20 protein-coding genes and 1 tRNA gene are annotated in these 17,297 nt (G+C 65.1%); 7 read left to right on the top strand and 14 right to left on the bottom strand.

The genetic code is table 11. From position 1 onward, the window contains the following. Positions 1–63: 63 nt before the first annotated feature. The 9 genes from QM672_RS12265 to metB all read right to left on the bottom strand — a co-directional run bounded on the left by QM672_RS12265 (position 64) and on the right by metB (position 8,006). Positions 64–474, bottom strand: coding sequence for a DUF805 domain-containing protein (locus QM672_RS12265; protein WP_415082873.1), 411 nt, complete (start codon positions 472–474; stop codon positions 64–66). Positions 475–740: 266 nt separating this feature from the next. Further along, positions 741–1,166 carry a DUF805 domain-containing protein gene (locus tag QM672_RS12260; RefSeq protein WP_415082871.1) on the bottom strand — a complete coding sequence of 142 codons (426 nt, stop codon included), beginning with the start codon at positions 1,164–1,166 and terminating at the stop codon, positions 741–743. 156 nt (positions 1,167–1,322) lie between these two features. Continuing rightward, complete coding sequence (gene cysN / locus QM672_RS12255) at positions 1,323–3,242, bottom strand: sulfate adenylyltransferase subunit CysN (RefSeq protein ID WP_394313400.1); 1,920 nt, start codon at positions 3,240–3,242, stop codon at positions 1,323–1,325. Next, on the bottom strand, positions 3,242–4,150 hold the full coding sequence (gene cysD, locus QM672_RS12250) for a sulfate adenylyltransferase subunit CysD (RefSeq protein WP_311939757.1): 909 nt from the start codon (positions 4,148–4,150) through the stop codon (positions 3,242–3,244). The genes cysN and cysD overlap by 1 nt, the downstream gene beginning before the upstream one ends. 213 nt (positions 4,151–4,363) lie before the next feature. Then, positions 4,364–4,711 carry a cupredoxin domain-containing protein gene (locus tag QM672_RS12245; protein ID WP_311939759.1) on the bottom strand — a complete coding sequence of 116 codons (348 nt, stop codon included), beginning with the start codon at positions 4,709–4,711 and terminating at the stop codon, positions 4,364–4,366. Further along, positions 4,708–5,232 (bottom strand): DUF4142 domain-containing protein, encoded by a 525-nt coding sequence (locus QM672_RS12240; RefSeq protein WP_311939760.1) that lies wholly within the window; start codon positions 5,230–5,232, stop codon positions 4,708–4,710. The genes QM672_RS12245 and QM672_RS12240 overlap by 4 nt, the downstream gene beginning before the upstream one ends. 69 nt (positions 5,233–5,301) lie before the next feature. Beyond that, positions 5,302–5,976, bottom strand: a complete 675-nt coding sequence (locus QM672_RS12235; RefSeq protein WP_415082868.1) for an RNA polymerase sigma factor — start codon at positions 5,974–5,976, stop codon at positions 5,302–5,304. A gap of 106 nt (positions 5,977–6,082) precedes the next feature. Beyond that, on the bottom strand, positions 6,083–6,781 hold the full coding sequence (locus tag QM672_RS12230) for a 5-formyltetrahydrofolate cyclo-ligase (protein WP_311939763.1): 699 nt from the start codon (positions 6,779–6,781) through the stop codon (positions 6,083–6,085). Positions 6,782–6,812: 31 nt separating this feature from the next. Continuing rightward, complete coding sequence (gene metB / locus QM672_RS12225) at positions 6,813–8,006, bottom strand: cystathionine gamma-synthase (RefSeq protein ID WP_415082865.1); 1,194 nt, start codon at positions 8,004–8,006, stop codon at positions 6,813–6,815. A 195-nt stretch (positions 8,007–8,201) separates the two neighbouring features. Here metB and QM672_RS12220 point away from each other — a divergent pair, with 195 nt between their 5' ends. From QM672_RS12220 to QM672_RS12205, 4 genes are all read left to right on the top strand, one after another. Next, positions 8,202–9,077, top strand: a complete 876-nt coding sequence (locus QM672_RS12220; RefSeq protein WP_415082863.1) for a LysR family transcriptional regulator — start codon at positions 8,202–8,204, stop codon at positions 9,075–9,077. A 140-nt stretch (positions 9,078–9,217) separates the two neighbouring features. Then, positions 9,218–10,102 (top strand): sugar phosphate isomerase/epimerase family protein, encoded by an 885-nt coding sequence (locus tag QM672_RS12215; protein ID WP_415082861.1) that lies wholly within the window; start codon positions 9,218–9,220, stop codon positions 10,100–10,102. A gap of 180 nt (positions 10,103–10,282) precedes the next feature. Beyond that, positions 10,283–11,509 (top strand): ROK family protein, encoded by a 1,227-nt coding sequence (locus QM672_RS12210; RefSeq protein ID WP_367623695.1) that lies wholly within the window; start codon positions 10,283–10,285, stop codon positions 11,507–11,509. A gap of 44 nt (positions 11,510–11,553) precedes the next feature. Further along, positions 11,554–12,501, top strand: coding sequence for a sugar kinase (locus tag QM672_RS12205; RefSeq protein WP_415082859.1), 948 nt, complete (start codon positions 11,554–11,556; stop codon positions 12,499–12,501). A gap of 178 nt (positions 12,502–12,679) precedes the next feature. On the opposite strand, the gene QM672_RS12200 is transcribed toward QM672_RS12205, so the two are convergent. The 4 genes from QM672_RS12200 to QM672_RS12185 form a co-directional block, all read right to left on the bottom strand. Continuing rightward, complete coding sequence (locus QM672_RS12200) at positions 12,680–12,937, bottom strand: GlsB/YeaQ/YmgE family stress response membrane protein (protein WP_311939775.1); 258 nt, start codon at positions 12,935–12,937, stop codon at positions 12,680–12,682. A gap of 90 nt (positions 12,938–13,027) precedes the next feature. Next, positions 13,028–13,459, bottom strand: coding sequence for a hypothetical protein (locus QM672_RS12195; protein ID WP_415082857.1), 432 nt, complete (start codon positions 13,457–13,459; stop codon positions 13,028–13,030). Between the two features lie 290 nt (positions 13,460–13,749). Further along, positions 13,750–13,825: transfer RNA gene (locus QM672_RS12190), tRNA-Ala, on the bottom strand. A gap of 187 nt (positions 13,826–14,012) precedes the next feature. Then, a complete protein-coding gene (locus tag QM672_RS12185; RefSeq protein WP_311939779.1) occupies positions 14,013–14,408 on the bottom strand; it encodes a TIGR02300 family protein in 396 nt (131 codons plus the stop codon). Between the two features lie 268 nt (positions 14,409–14,676). Here QM672_RS12185 and QM672_RS12180 point away from each other — a divergent pair, with 268 nt between their 5' ends. The 3 genes from QM672_RS12180 (at position 14,677) to grpE (ending at position 16,867) form a co-directional block, all read left to right on the top strand. Then, entirely contained in the window at positions 14,677–15,462 is a 786-nt protein-coding gene (locus QM672_RS12180; RefSeq protein WP_415082855.1) for a hypothetical protein, read from the top strand. A 29-nt stretch (positions 15,463–15,491) separates the two neighbouring features. Next, positions 15,492–16,115, top strand: a complete 624-nt coding sequence (gene cmk / locus QM672_RS12175; protein ID WP_311939783.1) for a (d)CMP kinase — start codon at positions 15,492–15,494, stop codon at positions 16,113–16,115. Positions 16,116–16,213: 98 nt separating this feature from the next. Further along, a complete protein-coding gene (gene grpE, locus QM672_RS12170; protein WP_415082853.1) occupies positions 16,214–16,867 on the top strand; it encodes a nucleotide exchange factor GrpE in 654 nt (217 codons plus the stop codon). Positions 16,868–16,930: 63 nt separating this feature from the next. Here grpE and QM672_RS12165 read toward each other — a convergent pair. Continuing rightward, on the bottom strand, positions 16,931–17,297 hold a 367-nt coding region (locus QM672_RS12165; protein WP_415082851.1), incomplete at its 5' end, for a gamma-glutamyltransferase.

Below are 17,297 nucleotides of genomic sequence, written 5' to 3'. Positions count from 1 at the left end.
GCCTTGCAGGCCATAGGCGAGAAACCTCTTCGGCATCCCTGGGCTTTGACCGTCAGCTTGCCTTCAACGATCCTCGTTCGCTGCCCGCCATTGGCTGGCCATGCCCTCCGGTTCAGGGCCGAAGCGATTGACAGCACGGGTACCGCGCCAGAAAAACAGATCGACCAGCAGCCAGAGATTGGCAAGCGGGATCAGTCCCATCAGCAGGAACCAGGCTGAATGGTCGCGATCATGGCAGCGCTTGGCCAGGATGCAGAAGCCCATCCAGCCCGCCAAGAGGCCGAGCCCTCCGAGCGGCGTCCAAGGCATCACCTGCAATGCCGCTGCCGGATCACGGCGGTAATAGGCGAATACCCATCCACCCCAGACGAAGGCGGCCGCCGCGAACATCACGCCCAGGCAGGCATAGGCGAACAAGGCGTCGAAGCGAGGAATCCGGCCCTTCGGGCTGAGCAGCATCCGCCCGACGGTCATGCCGCCATCATTTGCACCGGCCTGTGCCATGTTACATTCGTCGCGCCTGGCGTTTCCTCGAGCAAAATGCGTTCAGGCGCGAGCGCTTGTTTGCTCTATCTCTTTGGTTCGACGCGTCTTTGCGATTCGAGAGGCTTCCGTCCAATCGCAAAACACCGGAACGAGGATACACCTGGAACGATATTGCGCCAACGGCCTGCAACTTGAGGTACCGGGCGGGACAACGGCCCGCCTGCTCGACGACGATTTCTTCAAGCCACGGGGTTCTATGCTTGCGGAGGCCATTCGTCGGCAGGCGGGCCGAAGCGGTTGGGGCCCGGCGTTCCCTTGATGAAACCCATCTCGACCAGGGTCCACAGCGCGATGAGATTGCCCAGCCAGGCCAACAAGGGCTGGACCATGATCGCTGCGATCCAGAAACCGAGGCAGCCCGCCGTCCAGCCGACATACCATAGGCCGGATTTATCGCGGTCGTGACAGCGCTTGAAGCCGGCGGCCAGATAGGGCCAGGCGCAGACGACCCAGCCGATCGCACTCATGCGGAAAATCTTGGCAGGCCCCTCGTCGTCGAAACTGGAGGTGGCGAACAGCCACCAGGCAATCCAGACCAGATAGACGAAAGCCAGCGGCACCGTGACGAGAAGATAGGCATGCCGGCCGATGCGGCCCTTGAAGGAAAACAAACCAGCCATCACGCCCCATGATCAATGATGCCGGTCCGACAAGGCCTCGCTGGACACCCGGCCGGCCCGACACAGGCCAGCTCCTCGTGCAAGAATCTCATCACGACGAGCCGGTCTATGCTAGATCGCGGCGGTATCCGGCACCAGCGCCTATTCGAAAATAGGTTACAGCCCCCAATCGTCCTGGTGGTCGAGCAGGCCGCGCTCGCGCAGGGCTTTCACCACGGCCTGCGCCAGGGTGTCGGGCGTCTTGCCCACGGTCTGCAGCACGATCTCGGCATTCTCGGGCCGCTCATAGGGGCTGCTGACGCCGGTGAAGTGCTTGATCTCGCCGGCCAGGGCCTTGGCATAGAGCCCCTTGGGATCGCGCTTGATGCAATCCTCGATCGGGGTGTCGACGAAGACCTCGATGAACTCGCCGGCTTCGACCAGGGAGCGAACGAGCGCACGCTCCGCCTCGAAGGGCGAGATGAAGGAGCACAGCACGATGGTGCCGCTCTCGACGAACAGCTTGGCCACCTCGCCGACGCGGCGGATGTTCTCGACCCGGTCGGCATCGGTGAAGCCGAGATCACGGTTGAGGCCATGGCGGACATTGTCGCCGTCGAGCAGCATGGTGTGATGGCCGGCATGGGCAAGCTCGGCCTCGACCAGATTGGCGATGGTCGACTTGCCCGAGCCCGACAGGCCGGTGAACCAGACGATCGCCGACTTCTGGTGCTTGAGCGCCGAACGGGCGAGCTTGTCGATAGTGAGCGACTGGCGATGGATATTGGTGGCCCGGCGCAAGGCGAAATCGATCATGCCGGCGGCCGCGGTCTGATTGGTCGCGCGGTCGATCAGGATGAAGGCGCCGGTCTCGCGGTTGTCGACATAGGAGTCGATCGCCACCGGCACGCCGGTCGCCACGTTGACGACGCCGATCTCGTTGAGCTGCAGCGTGCGGGCCGCCAGATGCTCCTGGGTGTTGACGTCGATCTTGTGCTTGATCGAGGTGATGGTGGCGGGCGCGAACTTGGTGCCGATGCGCAGCATGTAGGAGCGCCCCGGCAGCAGGGCGTCCTCGGACATCCAGATCAGGTGGGCGGCAAACTGGTCGGTGACGTCGGGCCGCTCGGTGGTGCGGGAGAACACGTCGCCGCGGGCGGCATCGATCTCGTCGGCGAGCGTGAGGGTGACCGCATCGCCGGCGACGGCCTCCTCGAGGTCGCCGTCCTGGGTGACGATGCGCGTCACCACCGAGGTCTTGCCCGAGGCCGCCACCGTGACGCTGTCGCCCGGACGAATGGTCCCGGAGGCGAGCGTGCCGGAAAAGCCCCGGAAATCGAGATTGGGCCGGTTCACCCATTGCACCGGGAAGCGGAAGGGTTTCTTCACGGCATCGGAGGCGACGTCGATCGTCTCCAGATGCTCGATCAGGATCGGGCCGTGATACCAGTCCATATGGGTCGAACGCATCGAGACGTTTTCGCCGAAGCGTGCGGAGATCGGGATCAGGGTGACCGAGGTGAAATCGAGATTGGCGGTGAAAGCCAGAATGTCGTGGACGATCTTCTCGAAGACGACACGATCATAATCCACCAGGTCGATCTTGTTGACCGCGACCACGATGTGGCGGATGCCGAGCAGCGAGCAGATGGTGGCATGGCGCTTGGTCTGCACCAGCACGCCCTTGCGGGCATCGATCATCAGCACGGCGAGATCGGCGGTGGAGGCCCCCGTCGCCATGTTGCGGGTATATTGCTCGTGGCCGGGCGTGTCGGCCACGATGAAGGAGCGCTTGGCGGTGGAGAAGAAGCGATAAGCGACATCGATGGTGATGCCCTGCTCGCGTTCAGCCTCCAGCCCGTCGACCAGGAGGGCGAAGTCGATGTCCTCGCCGGTGGTGCCGTGACGCTTGGAATCCTTTTCCAGCGTGGCGAGCTGGTCCTCGAAGATCAGCTTGGAATCATAGAGCAGCCGGCCGATCAGGGTCGACTTGCCGTCATCGACGGAGCCGCAGGTGAGGAAGCGCAGCAGCCCCTTTTCGCGGGGCTTGAGCATTTCGGCGAGCGAGAGCTGGGTCTGGGGGGCAGCAGCGTTCATCAGAAATAGCCCTCGCGCTTCTTCTTTTCCATCGAGGCCGATTCGTCATTGTCGATCAGGCGGCCTTGGCGCTCGGAGGTGCGGGCCGTGAGCATTTCGCGCACGATGTCGGCCACGGAGGTCGCCTCGGAATCGATGGCGCCCGAAAGCGGATAGCAGCCGAGCGTACGGAAGCGGACGCGGCGCATCTCAGGCACCTCCCCCGGCTCCAGCGGCAGGCGCTCGTCGTCGACCATCAGCATGGTGCCGGCCCGGAACACCACCGGCCGCTCCTTGGCAAGATAGAGCGGCACGATCGGGATGTCCTCTTCGAGGATGTATTGCCAGATGTCGAGCTCGGTCCAGTTCGACAGCGGGAAGACGCGGATCGATTCGCCCTGCCGGATCTTGGTGTTGTAGAGCGACCACAATTCCGGGCGCTGGTTGCGTGGGTCCCAGGTGTGGTTGGCGGTGCGGAAGGAGAAGATGCGCTCCTTGGCGCGGCTCTTCTCCTCGTCGCGGCGGGCGCCGCCGAAGGCCGCGTCGAACTTGTACTTGTCGAGGGCCTGGCGCAGCCCCTCGGTCTTCATCACCTGGGTGTGCAGGGAGGAACCGGAGGTGATCGGATTGATGCCCCGCTCGACGCCGTCCTGGTTGATATGCACGATCAGGTCGAGCCCGTAGCGCTTGGCGATCTCGTCGCGGAACGCGATCATGTCCTTGAACTTCCAGGTCGTGTCGACATGCAGCAGCGGGAAGGGCAGCTTGGAGGGATAGAACGCCTTCAGGGCCAGATGCAGCATCACCCCCGAATCCTTGCCGATGGAATAGAGCATCACCGGATTGGCGAATTCGGCCGCGACTTCGCGGATGATCCCGATCGACTCGGCTTCGAGCCGCTTGAGATGAGGGGAGAGGGTGCGGGACATTGGCGCCTATGGGCCCTTTTCACATTGGAAAATGTGTAATTAGGGCATTTTACATAGAATGTCAGGGCTGCCGGCGCAAGTGCGTTTCTTGCGCGGAGAATAGGCAGGACCCCAGCATGTCACCGCGGGAGCCGGGCTGCAAGGCGAGGCCCACCTCTCGCCCCTAGGGGGAGAAAAGACAATGCCGGCGCTCTTGCCGGCACTGTCTGGCCGTCACAGTTTCGGCTTCACCCGGATGATGCCGGTCATTTGCGGATGAAACCGGCAGAAATAGGACATCACGCCAGGCGCGGTCATGGGGATGCTCTCGCTCTTTCCCTCCGGCAGGGCGACGTCCCATTGGCCGCTACGGTCTGTCGCAGTATGGCCGACGAAATCGGCGTTCCGCCATTCGATGACGTCGCCGACCCGGGCTTCGACGACGGCGGGCTCGAAAGCAAGATCGCTGACCGTGATCGCGATCGTGGCGGCGCATGCCGTTCCGCCCCAGAGCAGTATCATGCCGGCTGCAATGCCGATCGCGGCGCGGCACGATGCTCTTGCCTCGGAGTGACGCCTCATTTCAGTGAGCCCGCCAGATGTTCGGCATGCAGTTCATGACCCTGGAAGATCTTGAGCCCGGTCTGCAGCAGGCTTTTGAGCTCGGCATTGCCGGCAGCCGGAATGAGCGTATCGGCGAGGGCGGCGTTGACGGTCTTGTGGTAGCCGACCTCATTGTCCGCATAGGCCTTGTCGAAGGCCGGCCCCTCGAGAGCCGCAAGGCTGGCGCGCTTGGCTTCGGCCTGGCTGACCAGACCCTTGCTGACATCGTTGTCTTCGGGCGCGACCTGCAGCTTCTTGACCAGCGCAAGCGCCTTGCCGTTCACGGCCTCATGGTCATGGACCATGTTCCGGGCGAAGGCCACGACCTCCTTGTTCTTCGATTTCTTCAGCGCCAGCCTGGCTGTCTCGATGTCCAGCACGCCCGCCGTGTAGGCGATATGGGCGATCTGCGGATCGGTAAGGCCGCCGGCCCGGGCCGGCGCGCCGGCGGTCAGAATGGCGAGAACGGCTGCCGTTCCCGCAAGCCTGGCAATCAACATGGCATTTCTCCTGTGCAAAGACGTCTGCAGGAGATTGGATGCCGGCGCCGCGACTTGGTTTCCGCTGCCTCAGGGGCTGGACAGAATTTTTTCGATCACGGCTCGCGTCATGCGTTCGCAGCGCCAGCCGTCGAATGGGAAGGTGTCCATCAGATGCGGGCCGGCCTGGCGCTCCAATGCCTCGCGCAGCAGGCGGCGCGCCCGGTGCAGACGGGTCTTCACCGTTTCGGGCCTGAGGCCGAGCAGCGCCGCCGTCTCCTCCAGGCTCATCTCCTCGACCAGCCGTGCCATCAGGACAACCCGGTAGATCGCCGGCAACTCGTCGATCGCCATTTCCAGCAGGGACTGGATCTGTCTCTGGGCCATGGTCCGCTCCGGATCGGCCGCCATGGCCTGGATTGGGAAGGGGATCACCTCGCCGGCCAGAAGGGCCCTACCCGTCTCGATCCCGATTGCGGGCCGCCTTGCCCGCACGCGGCCGAGCGCCTCGTTCATGGCGATGCGAGTCAGCCAGGTCGCAAGGCTGGAATCGCGGCGAAAGGCCGGCAGCGCCGCAAAGGCCCGCATATAGGCGGCCTGCACGGCTTCCTCCGCCTCGTCGTCGTCACGCAGGATGCTGCGGGCGATCCGATAGAGGCGGCGATTGTGCTGCGTCGTGATCGTACGGATAGCTTCGGGCTCACGCCGGATCGCCCTGTCGATCAGGTCGTCGACCGGATGAATCTGCAGACCGGGATGGGACATCGGAGTCGATACCTCGTTGGGAACGCGTGATTGGATGCGTCCCGTCTCCAAAGGTTCCCGATGAAATTCGGCGCTTCCCACTGCCCTCTTGGTGGGCAAGAGCCCATCAATCGCTGGGGTAGCGCCGTACACCCTGATCCGTGACGATGGCGTCGAGCGGGATATCGTGCGCCAGGGGATGGATGGTACGGATCGCCGCCTCGGCATAGCCGACGCCGAGCGCCACTACGCTCGCCGGGAGGCTTGCCAGCGTGCGGTCGAAATAGCCGCCGCCGTAACCGAGCCGGAAACCTCGGGCGTCATGGCCGACCACCGGCGCCAGGCAGATGTCGGGTACCACCTTGCGACCGCCCTCGGGCACCGGGATGTTCCAGAAGCCCTTGACCAGCTTCTCGCCCTGCCGCCAGGTGCGGAACACCAGCGGCGCGTTCCTTTCCACCACCAGCGGCAGAGCCGTGATTGCGCCACGTATGGCGAGCGCCTCGGCCCAGTCACGCAGATTGGGCTCGCCCCGCAAGGGCCAGTAGAAGCTCACCACCCGCCCGGCGACATCGCCGACGACGGCATCGAGATGTCCGGCGATCGCCTGGGTCTTCCCGGTTCTCAGATCGACAGGCATGGCCAGGCGCTCGGCGATCAGGCGCGCCCGCTCTCCTTTGCGCCAGGCCATGATCTCCGCGCGACGCTCGCCCTGCATCCGCGCTGCGGTATCGAGCTGGCCGCCCTCGGCCTCATGAGCGAAACAGGCTGACGAGGCGAAGGGACGCACAGCATCGTCGGCGTCGTTGCGATCGGCTTCCATCATGGCATCGGCCCCCTGATCGAAGGTACGGCTATCATGTCCCAAACGCCCGCTGCCGGCCAGTCTCGTGCGGGCGAGCCGCCTCCAGCGCCTGGGCGAGATCGGCCAGCAGGTCGCCCTCGGCCTCCAACCCCACCGAAAGCCGCAACAGGCTGTCCTTGATGCCCGCGGCTGCCCGCGCGGCCTCACCCATGCCGAGATGGGTCATGGTGGCGGGGTGGGCAACCAGGCTTTCGACGCCGCCGAGCGACTCGGCGAGGGTGAACACCCTGACGGCCTCGACGAAGCGCTTGACGGCCAGGGGGCCGCCGGCGATCTCGAAACTGAGCATGGCGCCGAAACCGGCCTGCTGACGCCGGGCGATCTCGTGGCCGGGATGGCCTGGCAGGCCCGGATAATACACGGCGGCAACGCCGTCATGGCCGGCCAGGAAAGCCGCGATCGCGCCCGCGGAACGCTGCTGGTGCTCGATGCGGGGAAACAGGGTGCGGACGCCGCGCAGCGTCTGATAGGCATCGAAAGGCGAACCGGTGACACCGGTCAGATTGGCCCAGAAAGCCAGCTCCGTAACATCCTCGGCCCTCGCAGCCACCACCGCGCCGCCGATCACGTCGGAATGGCCGTTCAGATATTTGGTGGTGGAGTGGATGACGAAATCGGCGCCGAGGCCGATCGGCTTCTGCAGCGCCGGCGAGAGGAAGGTATTGTCGACGGCAAGCGCCGCCCCCACCCTATGGGCCTTGCCGGCGATGGCGGCGATGTCGACGACGCGCATCAGGGGATTGCTGGGGCTTTCGACCAGCACCAGGGCTGGACGCCGGGCCATGGCGGCATCGAGTGCGTTCTCGTCGGTCTGGTCGACCAAAGTGAGGTTGAACTGGCCCTTGTTGGCACGCATGGCCAGGAGGCGCTGCGTGCCGCCATAGCAGTCATGCGGCGCCAGGATGGTCTCGCCGGGATTGAGGCGCGACAGCACCAGATCGACCGCCGCCATGCCGCTGGCGACAACCACAGCGCCGGCCCCCCCTTCAAGCGCCGCCAGCGTCTCGGCAAGCTGGTCCCGCGTCGGGTTGCGCGTACGCCCATATTCATAGGTCCCGGCCTGTTCGAAGCCGCCGAAGGCGTAGGAACTGGCGAGGTAGAGAGGCGGAGCCACCGCGCGGAAGGCCTTGTCGGCCGCCATGCCGTTGCTGGCGGCAATCGTTTCGGGAGACCTGTCGTCCGTCATGCCATTTCACTCGATACCACCGCGTTTCGATCGAAACGCGTCTTGCTTCCGCCAGGCCAGACACCGGGCCGACGCCCCGCCGCACGGCGGATCCGTCCTGCCGCATCAGGCGGTCCTGGAGTTGTGACATCGGAAATGAACTCAGACAAACGCATTGTTATTGCAGTTCAATGCAAAATCCATAATCTTATTTTCATGGATATCGGGCTTGCACGAACCTTCCTGGAAATTGCGCAGAACGGCAGCTTCGCCGCCGCGGCCGAGCGCCTGAATCTGACGCAGACGGCGGTCAGCGCGCGCATCCGGGCCCTCGAACAGCAGATCGGCCGCCGCCTTTTCGTCCGCAACAAGGCCGGGGCTCGGCTCACGCCGGCCGGCGAGCGCTTCGTCGGACCGGCCGCCGCCCTGGTCCAGGTGTGGGAACGCGCCCGGCAGGAGGTCGCGCTGCCGCCCGGACGGGAGGACGGCATCAGCCTGGGCGGCGAGCTCAGCCTCTGGCATCCCCTTCTCGCCGACTGGTTGGCCTGGATGCATCGCGAATGCCCGCGCGTCGCTCTGCGCGTCGAGGTCGATACGCCATCCCGGCTGGTCGAGCGCGTCAGGGAAGGCTCGCTCGATCTGGTCACGCTCTACAATCCACCGCAATATCGCGACATCGTCGCCGAACTGGTGGTGGAGGAACAACTGGTGCTGGTGACGACTGCCGCCGACGGGACAGTGGATCGCGACAGCTACATCCAGGTCGATTGGGGGCCGGCTTTCGCCCTCAACCACCGCGCCGCCTTTCCCGATTTCTCCGCCGCCCCCCTGGCGATTTCGCTCGGGCCCCTGGCGCTGACCCACATTCTCTCGGTAGGGGGCTCGGGCTATTTTCGCGCCGGCGCGGTCACGCCCTTCCTCGCCGATGGGCGCCTGCGGCTGGTGAAGGGGGCACCGGCCTTCTCCCATTCGATCTATGCGCTCCATGCCGCCCGGCGGGACAATCCGGCCCTCCATCGGGCGCGCGAGGGCCTTCGTTTCGTTGCCGCCCGCGCCGAGCGGCCGGGACTGGGCGTTGCGACCATCGGATAGCAATCGCCGAGAGGACGCGAGCGGCCTTGCTTGAACGAAAAGAAGTTTGCTGCTACTCACAACAAATAAGACCAAAAAAGCATGATCGAGCCGGCACGTTCCGGACGGAACCCGGCCGGCGCAACAGGGCAGGATCCACCATGGACAAACTCGGCATTCATTCCTTCGTATGGACGGGCGGCACCACCCAGCAGGATCTCGAAGGCGCGATGGAGAAGTCGCATCGTCTCGGCTACAAGCTGATCGAATTTCCCCGTCTCGATCCCCGCAAATTCGATGTGTCCTGGCTGGCGCAGCGCCTCAAGGACTATGATCTCGCCGTGACAGTCACCATGGGCCTGCCCCTGGAAGGCGACATTTCGAGCGAGGATGCCGCCGTGGTGCGCCGGGGCGAGGAGATCCTGTCCGACGCGGTCGCCATCACGCGCGATCTCGGCGGCCACAAGCTCGGCGGCATCATCTTCTCGGCCCATACCAAATATCGCAGCCTGCCCACGCGCAAGGGCTGGGACAACAGCGTGGCCGCGCTGTCCCGCCTGGCCGACAAGGCCAAGCAGGCCGGCGTCAGCCTCAATCTCGAAATCGTCAACCGCTTCGAGACCAACCTGCTCAACACCACCGCGCAGGGCCTTGCCTTCATCAAGGATACCGGTTCGGACAACATCTTCCTGCACCTCGACACCTTCCACATGAACATCGAGGAAGCCGATCCCGTACAGGCCATCCGGCTTGCCGGCGACAAGCTCGGCTATTTCCACATCGGCGAAAGCAATCGCGGCTATCTCGGCTCGGGCGTGATCGACTTCCCCGCCATTTTCGACGCCCTCGTTGCCAGCGGCTACGAGGACTGGATCACCTTCGAGAGCTTTTCCTCCGAAGTGGTCGACGAGGATCTCTCGATCATCTGCGCGATCTGGCGCAACACCTGGACCGACAATGTCGAGCTCGCCAAGCGCGCCAAGGCCTTCATCGACGATCGCTACGCCGAAGCCCGGCGCAAGGCCGAGACGGCCCGCACGCCGTGAAGGCGGCTTGCTATGCGGCCCGCTCGCCCGCCCCGCTTCGCATCATGCGCCATCCATGGAAGCAACCGGGACAACGCTGTTCTAACACGTTGTTTCGACGAGCCTTTGCGCGGTTTGACGATTCCATCGGGTCGCAAGACATTGTAGTCTCCTCCTCCCTTCCGAGCGGATCTCCCCATCTTGGCAACGCCGCAAACCGTCCGTCATCTCAATGAAATCAGGGCTCTCAATGCCCTGTTCCGCGACGCTGGCATGAGCCGGGCCGACCTCGCCCGGGCCCTCGGCCTCAACCGTTCGACCACCGGCAACATCATCACCGGCCTGATGACGGAAGGCCTCGCCGTCGAGCGCCGCGACGAACCGCGCAGCGAGAATGCCGGCAAGACCGGCCGCCCTGGCATCCGGGTGCAGATCGATCCTGCCGGCGCCAGCTTTCTGGGCGCGGAGATCGGCGTCGACCGGCTTACGGTCGTCGCCATCGACATGCTGGCACAGGAGATCCTGCGCCTCACTTTGCCCTTCCCGACCTATCGCGAAACCCCCGAGGCCGGCACCGACCGCATGGTCGCGCTGATCGCCGAGGCCATCGAAAGCCTCGATCGGCCCGAGCGCCTGCGCGGCCTGTGCGTGACCCTGCCGGCCCTGCTGGCCTCGGACGGCACCGTGATCAACGGGCTCATGCTCGGCTGGCGCGACGTGAAGCTGAGAGAGATGGTCACCGATCGATTGAAGCGGCGCTTCCCCTCGCTCGATCCCGCGATCTCGATCGAGAATGACGCCAATGCCTTCGCCATCGCCGAGACCTATCGCGACACCACGCATCGCTCGGAGACCGTCGCCTTCCTGCTGATCGAGAACGGTGCCGGCGGCGGCATCGTCATTGGCGGCCGCCTGTTGCGCGGCTCAGCCGGCTTTGCCGGCGAATTCGGCCAGATCGTGCTCGGCGGCGACAGTGTCCAGGCCGGCCGCTCCAAGCCGGGCCATCTGGAAAGCTATATCGGCAAGGACGCCATCCTCGGCTTCTATCGCAGCCAGGGCGGCGAGGCCGATCTCGACAGGCTGCTGCAGGGCCTTGCGCGCGGGGAAGGCGCGGCGGTGGCCACCGCGCGGGCCTGGGGCGAACGCCTCGCCGCCGGCCTGATCCAGGTCACCAGCGTGCTCAACCCCGGCCTGATCATTCTCGGCGGCTCTGTCGCGCCGGTCTTCACCCATGTCGCCGCCGAGGTCAGCAAGGCCATGCAGCGCGAACTGCTCGAGGGCTTTCCGCTGCCGCGCATCGAGGTTTCCGCTCTCGGCGTTGAAGGCCCGGCCCTTGGCGGCGCCCTCCTGATGCACCAGCGCATGTTCTCCATCGACGAGAGCGCGATCTATGCCAGTGAACAGCCCATCACGCTGTTCCAGAGCTAGGCCCCAGGCCTGGCCCCCTTTTCTCCGATATCGAGGAACCTCCCATGCTTGCAGGCAAGATCGTCACCATCGGCGAGATCCTGGTGGAGATCATGGCGACCACCACCGGCAACGGCTTCCTGGAGCCGCAACCCCTGGTCGGCCCCTTCCCGAGCGGTGCGCCGGCGATCTTCATCGACCAGGTCGGCAAACTCGGCCATCCCGCCGCGATCGTCTCGGCCGTGGGCGACGACGATTTCGGTACGCTGAACCTCGAGCGCCTGCGGCGCGACGGCGTCGACGTCTCGGCCGTGGCCGTGCATGCGGGAGCGGCCACAGGCAGCGCCTTCGTACGCTACCGGCCGGATGGCGGCCGCGCCTTCGTCTACAACATGCGTGACAGCGCCGCCGGGCGCATCGCCGCCACGCCCGAGGCCGAGGCGGTGCTCGCCGAAGCGGGCCATCTCCACATCATGGGTTCGGGACTGCCGGTGCCGGCGGTCGCCGACATGATCCTGAAGACATTGCCGGGGCTCAAGGCACGCGGCGGCACAGTCTCCTTCGACCCCAATATCCGGCGCGAGATGCTGCGCGACGGCAGCAAGGCGGTCTTCCATACCGTACTGGCGGCAACCGATCTCTTCCTGCCTTCCGGCGAGGAATTGTCGCTGTTCTCCGGCGAGGGCGACGAGGACAAGGCGGTGGCGGGCCTGCTGGCGACGGGCGTCAGGGAGATCGTGCTGAAACGCGGGGCCCGCGGCGCCAGCCATTTCAGCCAGGAGGGCCGCACCGACATGCCCGGCTTTGCGGTGACCGAAATCGATCCGACCGGCGCGGGCGACTGCTTCGGCGCAACATTTCTGGTGGCGCGCCGGTTCGGCAAGCCGGTCGCGGAGGCCCTACGCTATGCCAATGCCGCAGGCGCCCACACCGTGACCATGCAGGGGCCGATGGAAGGGAGCGCGGGTTTCATCGAACTCGACCGCTTCATGGCACAAACCCGCAGCCTCTGAAGCCCGACAGCCCGCTGCACTTGTTACGAAACTGTCGCAAGCCAACGATAGCATGGCCGGGCATCGGGCCTCTCTCTCGCCCTGCCACGGCCCGGCCGGGTTCTCCAGCAGCGTTCGCTGGCTGGGCCGTGCCCCGCACCCATCGTCCGGTAGCGGCCGGGCGCAGGTCGTCGGCGCCTCAGGCGGATCGTTTCAGCATTCTTCCGAGCGCGATCAGGATGCAGGCTCCGACGAATCCGGCGATGAGATACCCAATCCAGCCACCCAGAACCACGCCGAACATGCCCAGCACCAGATTGGCGACGGCCGCGCCGACGATGCCAAGAATGATGTTCATGAGGATGCCCATATCGCTCTTCATGAACATTTCGGCCAGCCACCCCGCCAGGCCGCCGATGATGATGGCTCCGATCCAACCCACTTGCGGATTCTCCATACTGCACCCCTCTTGTGAGGCCTGGAGCCAAGCACGCCCGCTGAAGGCAATCCCTGCGACTGGCGGCAAGGCTGCCGGCTTCGCTAGACGCTATGGCACCGAGACGGGACCCTGCTGGCCCCGCGGTGAGAACGCATGGATCGGGTCATGGTTCCACATCGAATCGGGAGGCCCGACCAGCGGGCCTCCCGACGACGAAACCCGCAGGGCGCAATATCCGTAATAGTACCGGCGGTGGTAATAGGGCCGGTAATAGTAGTAGCGCGGCCGATAATAGCGCCGATAGGGGCGATAATACCGGTAGGGCCTGTAGTAGCGTGGCCGATAATAGCGCGGCCGGTAGTGCCGGCGATAATAGTAATACTGCGCCTGCTGGACCTGGGCCGTGCCTTCCAGCGTATTTGCCATGGGGGCCGTCCGCTCGACCGGCGCAACCGGCAGGGCCGAAGACGGCGCCGAAGTGAGAGCCAGTCCGCCGAACATCATGACGACAGCGAACAAGGCCTTGAGTGAAAAGCGCATGCTTTATCTCCCTTTGCTTGGCATCTCTTGCCTCGGTCATTTTCGCTGACCCCGGTCATCCGGGCTATCGCCTACGAAACACAGAACCAGGCGAACTCGGCAAGCAGCAATCGAGCTGCAATGATCGACGGGCATTCGAGATAACCGAACGGAACGCCATCAAACTCTAGGCGCTCATCAGCACAGAGGCAATGCAATCCTTGGGGGCTTTCGTCGCGCAATAAAAAAGCCCGCTCGATGCCGGCGGGCTTGGTGGAACCGGACTTTTGCCATCGAAGTCCGGAAGGAAGTGGTGGAGCCAGGCGGGATCGAACCGCCGACCTCTACAATGCCATTGTAGCGCTCTCCCAGCTGAGCTATGACCCCACTTTTGCGAAGCGGCCTGGGAGCTGCTTCGGTGTCCCTCGGCGTCACCGCCGACGGGCCGCTCGTTTGTCACGTTTCGCGGCCCGATGCAAGACGTCTTGTGAAGAAATTTTGTAAAATCTTTCGATTGGGGAAAAGACGCGGCTCCGGGCCGGTTCCGCGTCCCTGAACGGGCTCGTTGCGAGCCTCAGCTTTCCTCGTCGTCCTCGATGCCATCGCCGATCAGATCGGTGACGTCGTCATTCTCGTCCTCGTCTTCCTCAAGGAAGGTGTCGTCGGAGCCCGGATCATCCTCGACATCGATGTCGTCGTCGCCGACCACGGCCTTGGCGGCGCTCGCCTCGTCATCGGCCTCTTCGAGGCTGATCAGTTCGGCATCCGTGTTCTGATCGAGATCGTTGTCGTCCTCGGTCTGATCGGCGGCGCGCGGAGCGACCGCGTCGGGACGGCCGCGCAGGAGCGGTGCTGCAATGGTGACCACCTGGCCGGTATAGGGCGAGATGATCGGATCCTTGTTCAAATCGTAGAATTTGCGCCCAGTCGTCGGACAGACGCGTTTCGTGCCAAGTTCGGGTCTGGCCACGGCGTGTACCTTATGTCGGAAATCGAAGTGCGAGGCCGCTACAGACTAGAAGCCCCTATGTCAATCAGAATCGCAAAGATGGCGTTTTTTCGCGATCTGGCAAGGGGTTGAATCAAGAATTCCTCCCACCGCCGGCTTTGCCCTTCGGGCCATCCATGCTAGGGCGTTTGGCCGGGCAGACTTCCAGGTCTGCCCATGCGGGGCCGAGCCCCTCGCCATCGGCATTCCGCCCTGCCGCAAATTCCTTCCGCCTGTTCGGAGCCGCTCCTTGCCCGCATCGCCCTCCCACGCCGTTTCGCTTTCTGCGCACCGGTCCCCGGAGCAGGGTCGGGCAACCCTGGCGGCACGCGACGATACAGCCGGTCTGCTCGCCATCGTCCTCGGCCTCCTCAGCGTGGGCGAGACGCGTATCGAGAACCTTCCTGAAAGCGATGGCATCCTGGCAACGGCCGAGGCCTGCCGCAGGCTGGGTGCGGCGATCGAGCGCGCCGCGGACGGAAGCTGGCGCATTCACGGCGTCGGGGTCGGCGGCCTGCTCTCGCCGGAAGGCAGCCTCGATTTGGGGGGATCCCTGGCAGGCGCTGTCCTGATGATGGGCGTTGCCGCCAGCCACGGCGTAACGGCCAGCTTCGATGGCGATCCCCCCTTGCGGGCCTGCCCGATAGCGCCTGCCTTGGTGCCCCTGATGCGGATGGGCGCCGAGATCGTCACCTCGGCCGAGGGCACACGCCTGCCCCTGACCTTGCGGGGTGCCGTCGACGCGGTGCCGATCCTCTGGCAGATGCCCGAGGGCAGCACTTCATCCCCGATCAAGCCGGACCTGGCGATCTCGGCCGTGCTGCTCGCCGGCCTCAATGCGCCCGGTGAGACCCGCGTCGTCGCGCCGCAGGCGGCCGGAGACGAAGCCATATGCCTGTTTCGGCTCTTCGGAGCGGATGTCGCGACAGCGTCCGAGCGCTCCGCACGCCTCATCGTGCTTCAGGGTCGCCCGACGCTGCGACCCGCGACCGTAACCTTACCGGCGGAAACTCCGCCTTCCTCCGCTGATGTGTAGTCGCTGATGTTTAGTCCTGGTGCCTCGTCATGATCATCGCCATTGATGGCCCCGCCGCCTCCGGAAAGGGCACCCTGGCCAAGCGCCTGGCCGCCCATCTCGGCCTGCCCCATCTCGACACCGGCCTGCTCTATCGCGCCGTCGGACGGGCCGCCATCGATGGCGGCTTCGATCTCGAGGATGCGGACGCCACCGCCGAGATCGCCGACGGGCTCGATGTCGGCAGCCTCGACGAGAACCGGCTGCGCGGGCGGGAAATGGGCGAAGCGGCCTCGGTGGTCGCCGCCCACCCCAAGGTGCGCAAGGCCCTGCTCGACCTGCAACGTCGCTTCGCCCATCAGCGCGGCGGCGCCGTGCTCGATGGGCGCGACATCGGCACGGTGATCGCGCCCGGCGCCGAGGTGAAGATCTTCGTCACCGCCGATGCCGAGATCCGGGCACGCCGGCGCCACCTCGAGCTCGAGAAGCGCGGCGATGCCCCGCCTTTCGAATCCGTGCTCGCCGATATCCGCAAGCGCGATGCCCGTGACGCCGGCCGCGCCGATGCCCCCCTCAAACCGGCGCCCGACGCCCATGTGCTCGACACCACCGCCCTCGATGTCGAGAGCGCCTTCGCTGCCGCCCTGGCGCTGGTCGAGCGCCATCGGCGTTGACTCAAAATGGGCGGATTGAGGTTGTTCGCAGCATCAACCCTTGATTTTATCGGCCAGGACGCTGATATCCCGGCCGAACATGAGTTGGAAAAGGTGAAATGACCAGCAAGACCAAACCCGAAGCCGAAACCGAGACCCGCGCTGCGGCCGAGGCGGCCGCCCCGGCGGCGCCGACGGCGGCGGACAGCGTGGGCCAGGCTGGTGGCGAACAAGCCGGCGCCGACCAGACCGCCGTGAACGACAATGCCTTCGAGGTTCTCACCAAGCTGCAGGCCGAGAATGCCGAGCTGAAGGACCGCGTGCTGCGCGCCATGGCGGAGATCGAGAATGTGCGCCGCCGCGGCGAGCGCGAACTCAACGATGCACGCCAATATGCCATCGCCAAATTCGCCGGCGACATGCTCGGCGTCGCCGACAACATGGAACGCGCTTTGGCGAGCGTCCCTGCCGAGGCTCGCGAGACCGATGCCGCCGTCAAGGCGCTGATAGAGGGCGTGGAACTCACCGAGAAGGAAATGCTGCGCTCGCTGGAAAAGCACGGCGTCAAGAAGCTCGACCCCAAGGGGGAGCGGTTCGACCCCAATTTCCATCAGGCGATGTTCGAGATCCCCGATCCCTCCGTGCCCAACGGCACCGTGGCCCAGGTGGTGCAGGTCGGCTATTCGATCGGCTCGCGCGTGCTGCGCCCGGCCATGGTCGGCGTCGCCCGCGGCGGCCCGAAGCAGGCCGCCGAAGCCGAAAAGCAGGCCTGATCGACGGCGACATGTGGAGTGCGTTTTACCCTCCCCTGGAGGGGGAGGGTAAGAAACGCAGCCTCAATATCCGGCCGCCAGGCCTGATTCGACGCGGCTGTCCATGGCGCCGTTGTAACGGGCACCGTCGCCTTTCTTGATGGTGGCGAGATCCTTGCCGCCGACTAGGATGCCGGCCGCCTTGCCCCAGACCGGCCAGGCCGGGTCGCCCTCATCCACCTTGTAGCCCATCTCGACCAGCAGCTTCACCGTGTCGGGCGAGAGCGCCTGGGGCTCGGTATAGATCTGGTCGGGCAGCCATTGATGGTGGATGCGCGGCGCATCGACGGCTTCCTGGATATCCAGGCCATGGTCGATCACGTTGAGGATGGCCTGCAGCGTGATGGTGATGATGCGCGAGCCGCCGGGGCTGCCGATCACCATGAAGGGC

The sequence above is a fragment of the Labrys sp. (in: a-proteobacteria) genome (assembly GCF_047605565.1).
Lineage (GTDB): Bacteria > Pseudomonadota > Alphaproteobacteria > Rhizobiales > Labraceae > Labrys > Labrys neptuniae.
The sequence above is the reverse complement of the archived record's forward strand: the minus strand, read 5'-3'. Positions and strand labels throughout refer to the sequence as shown.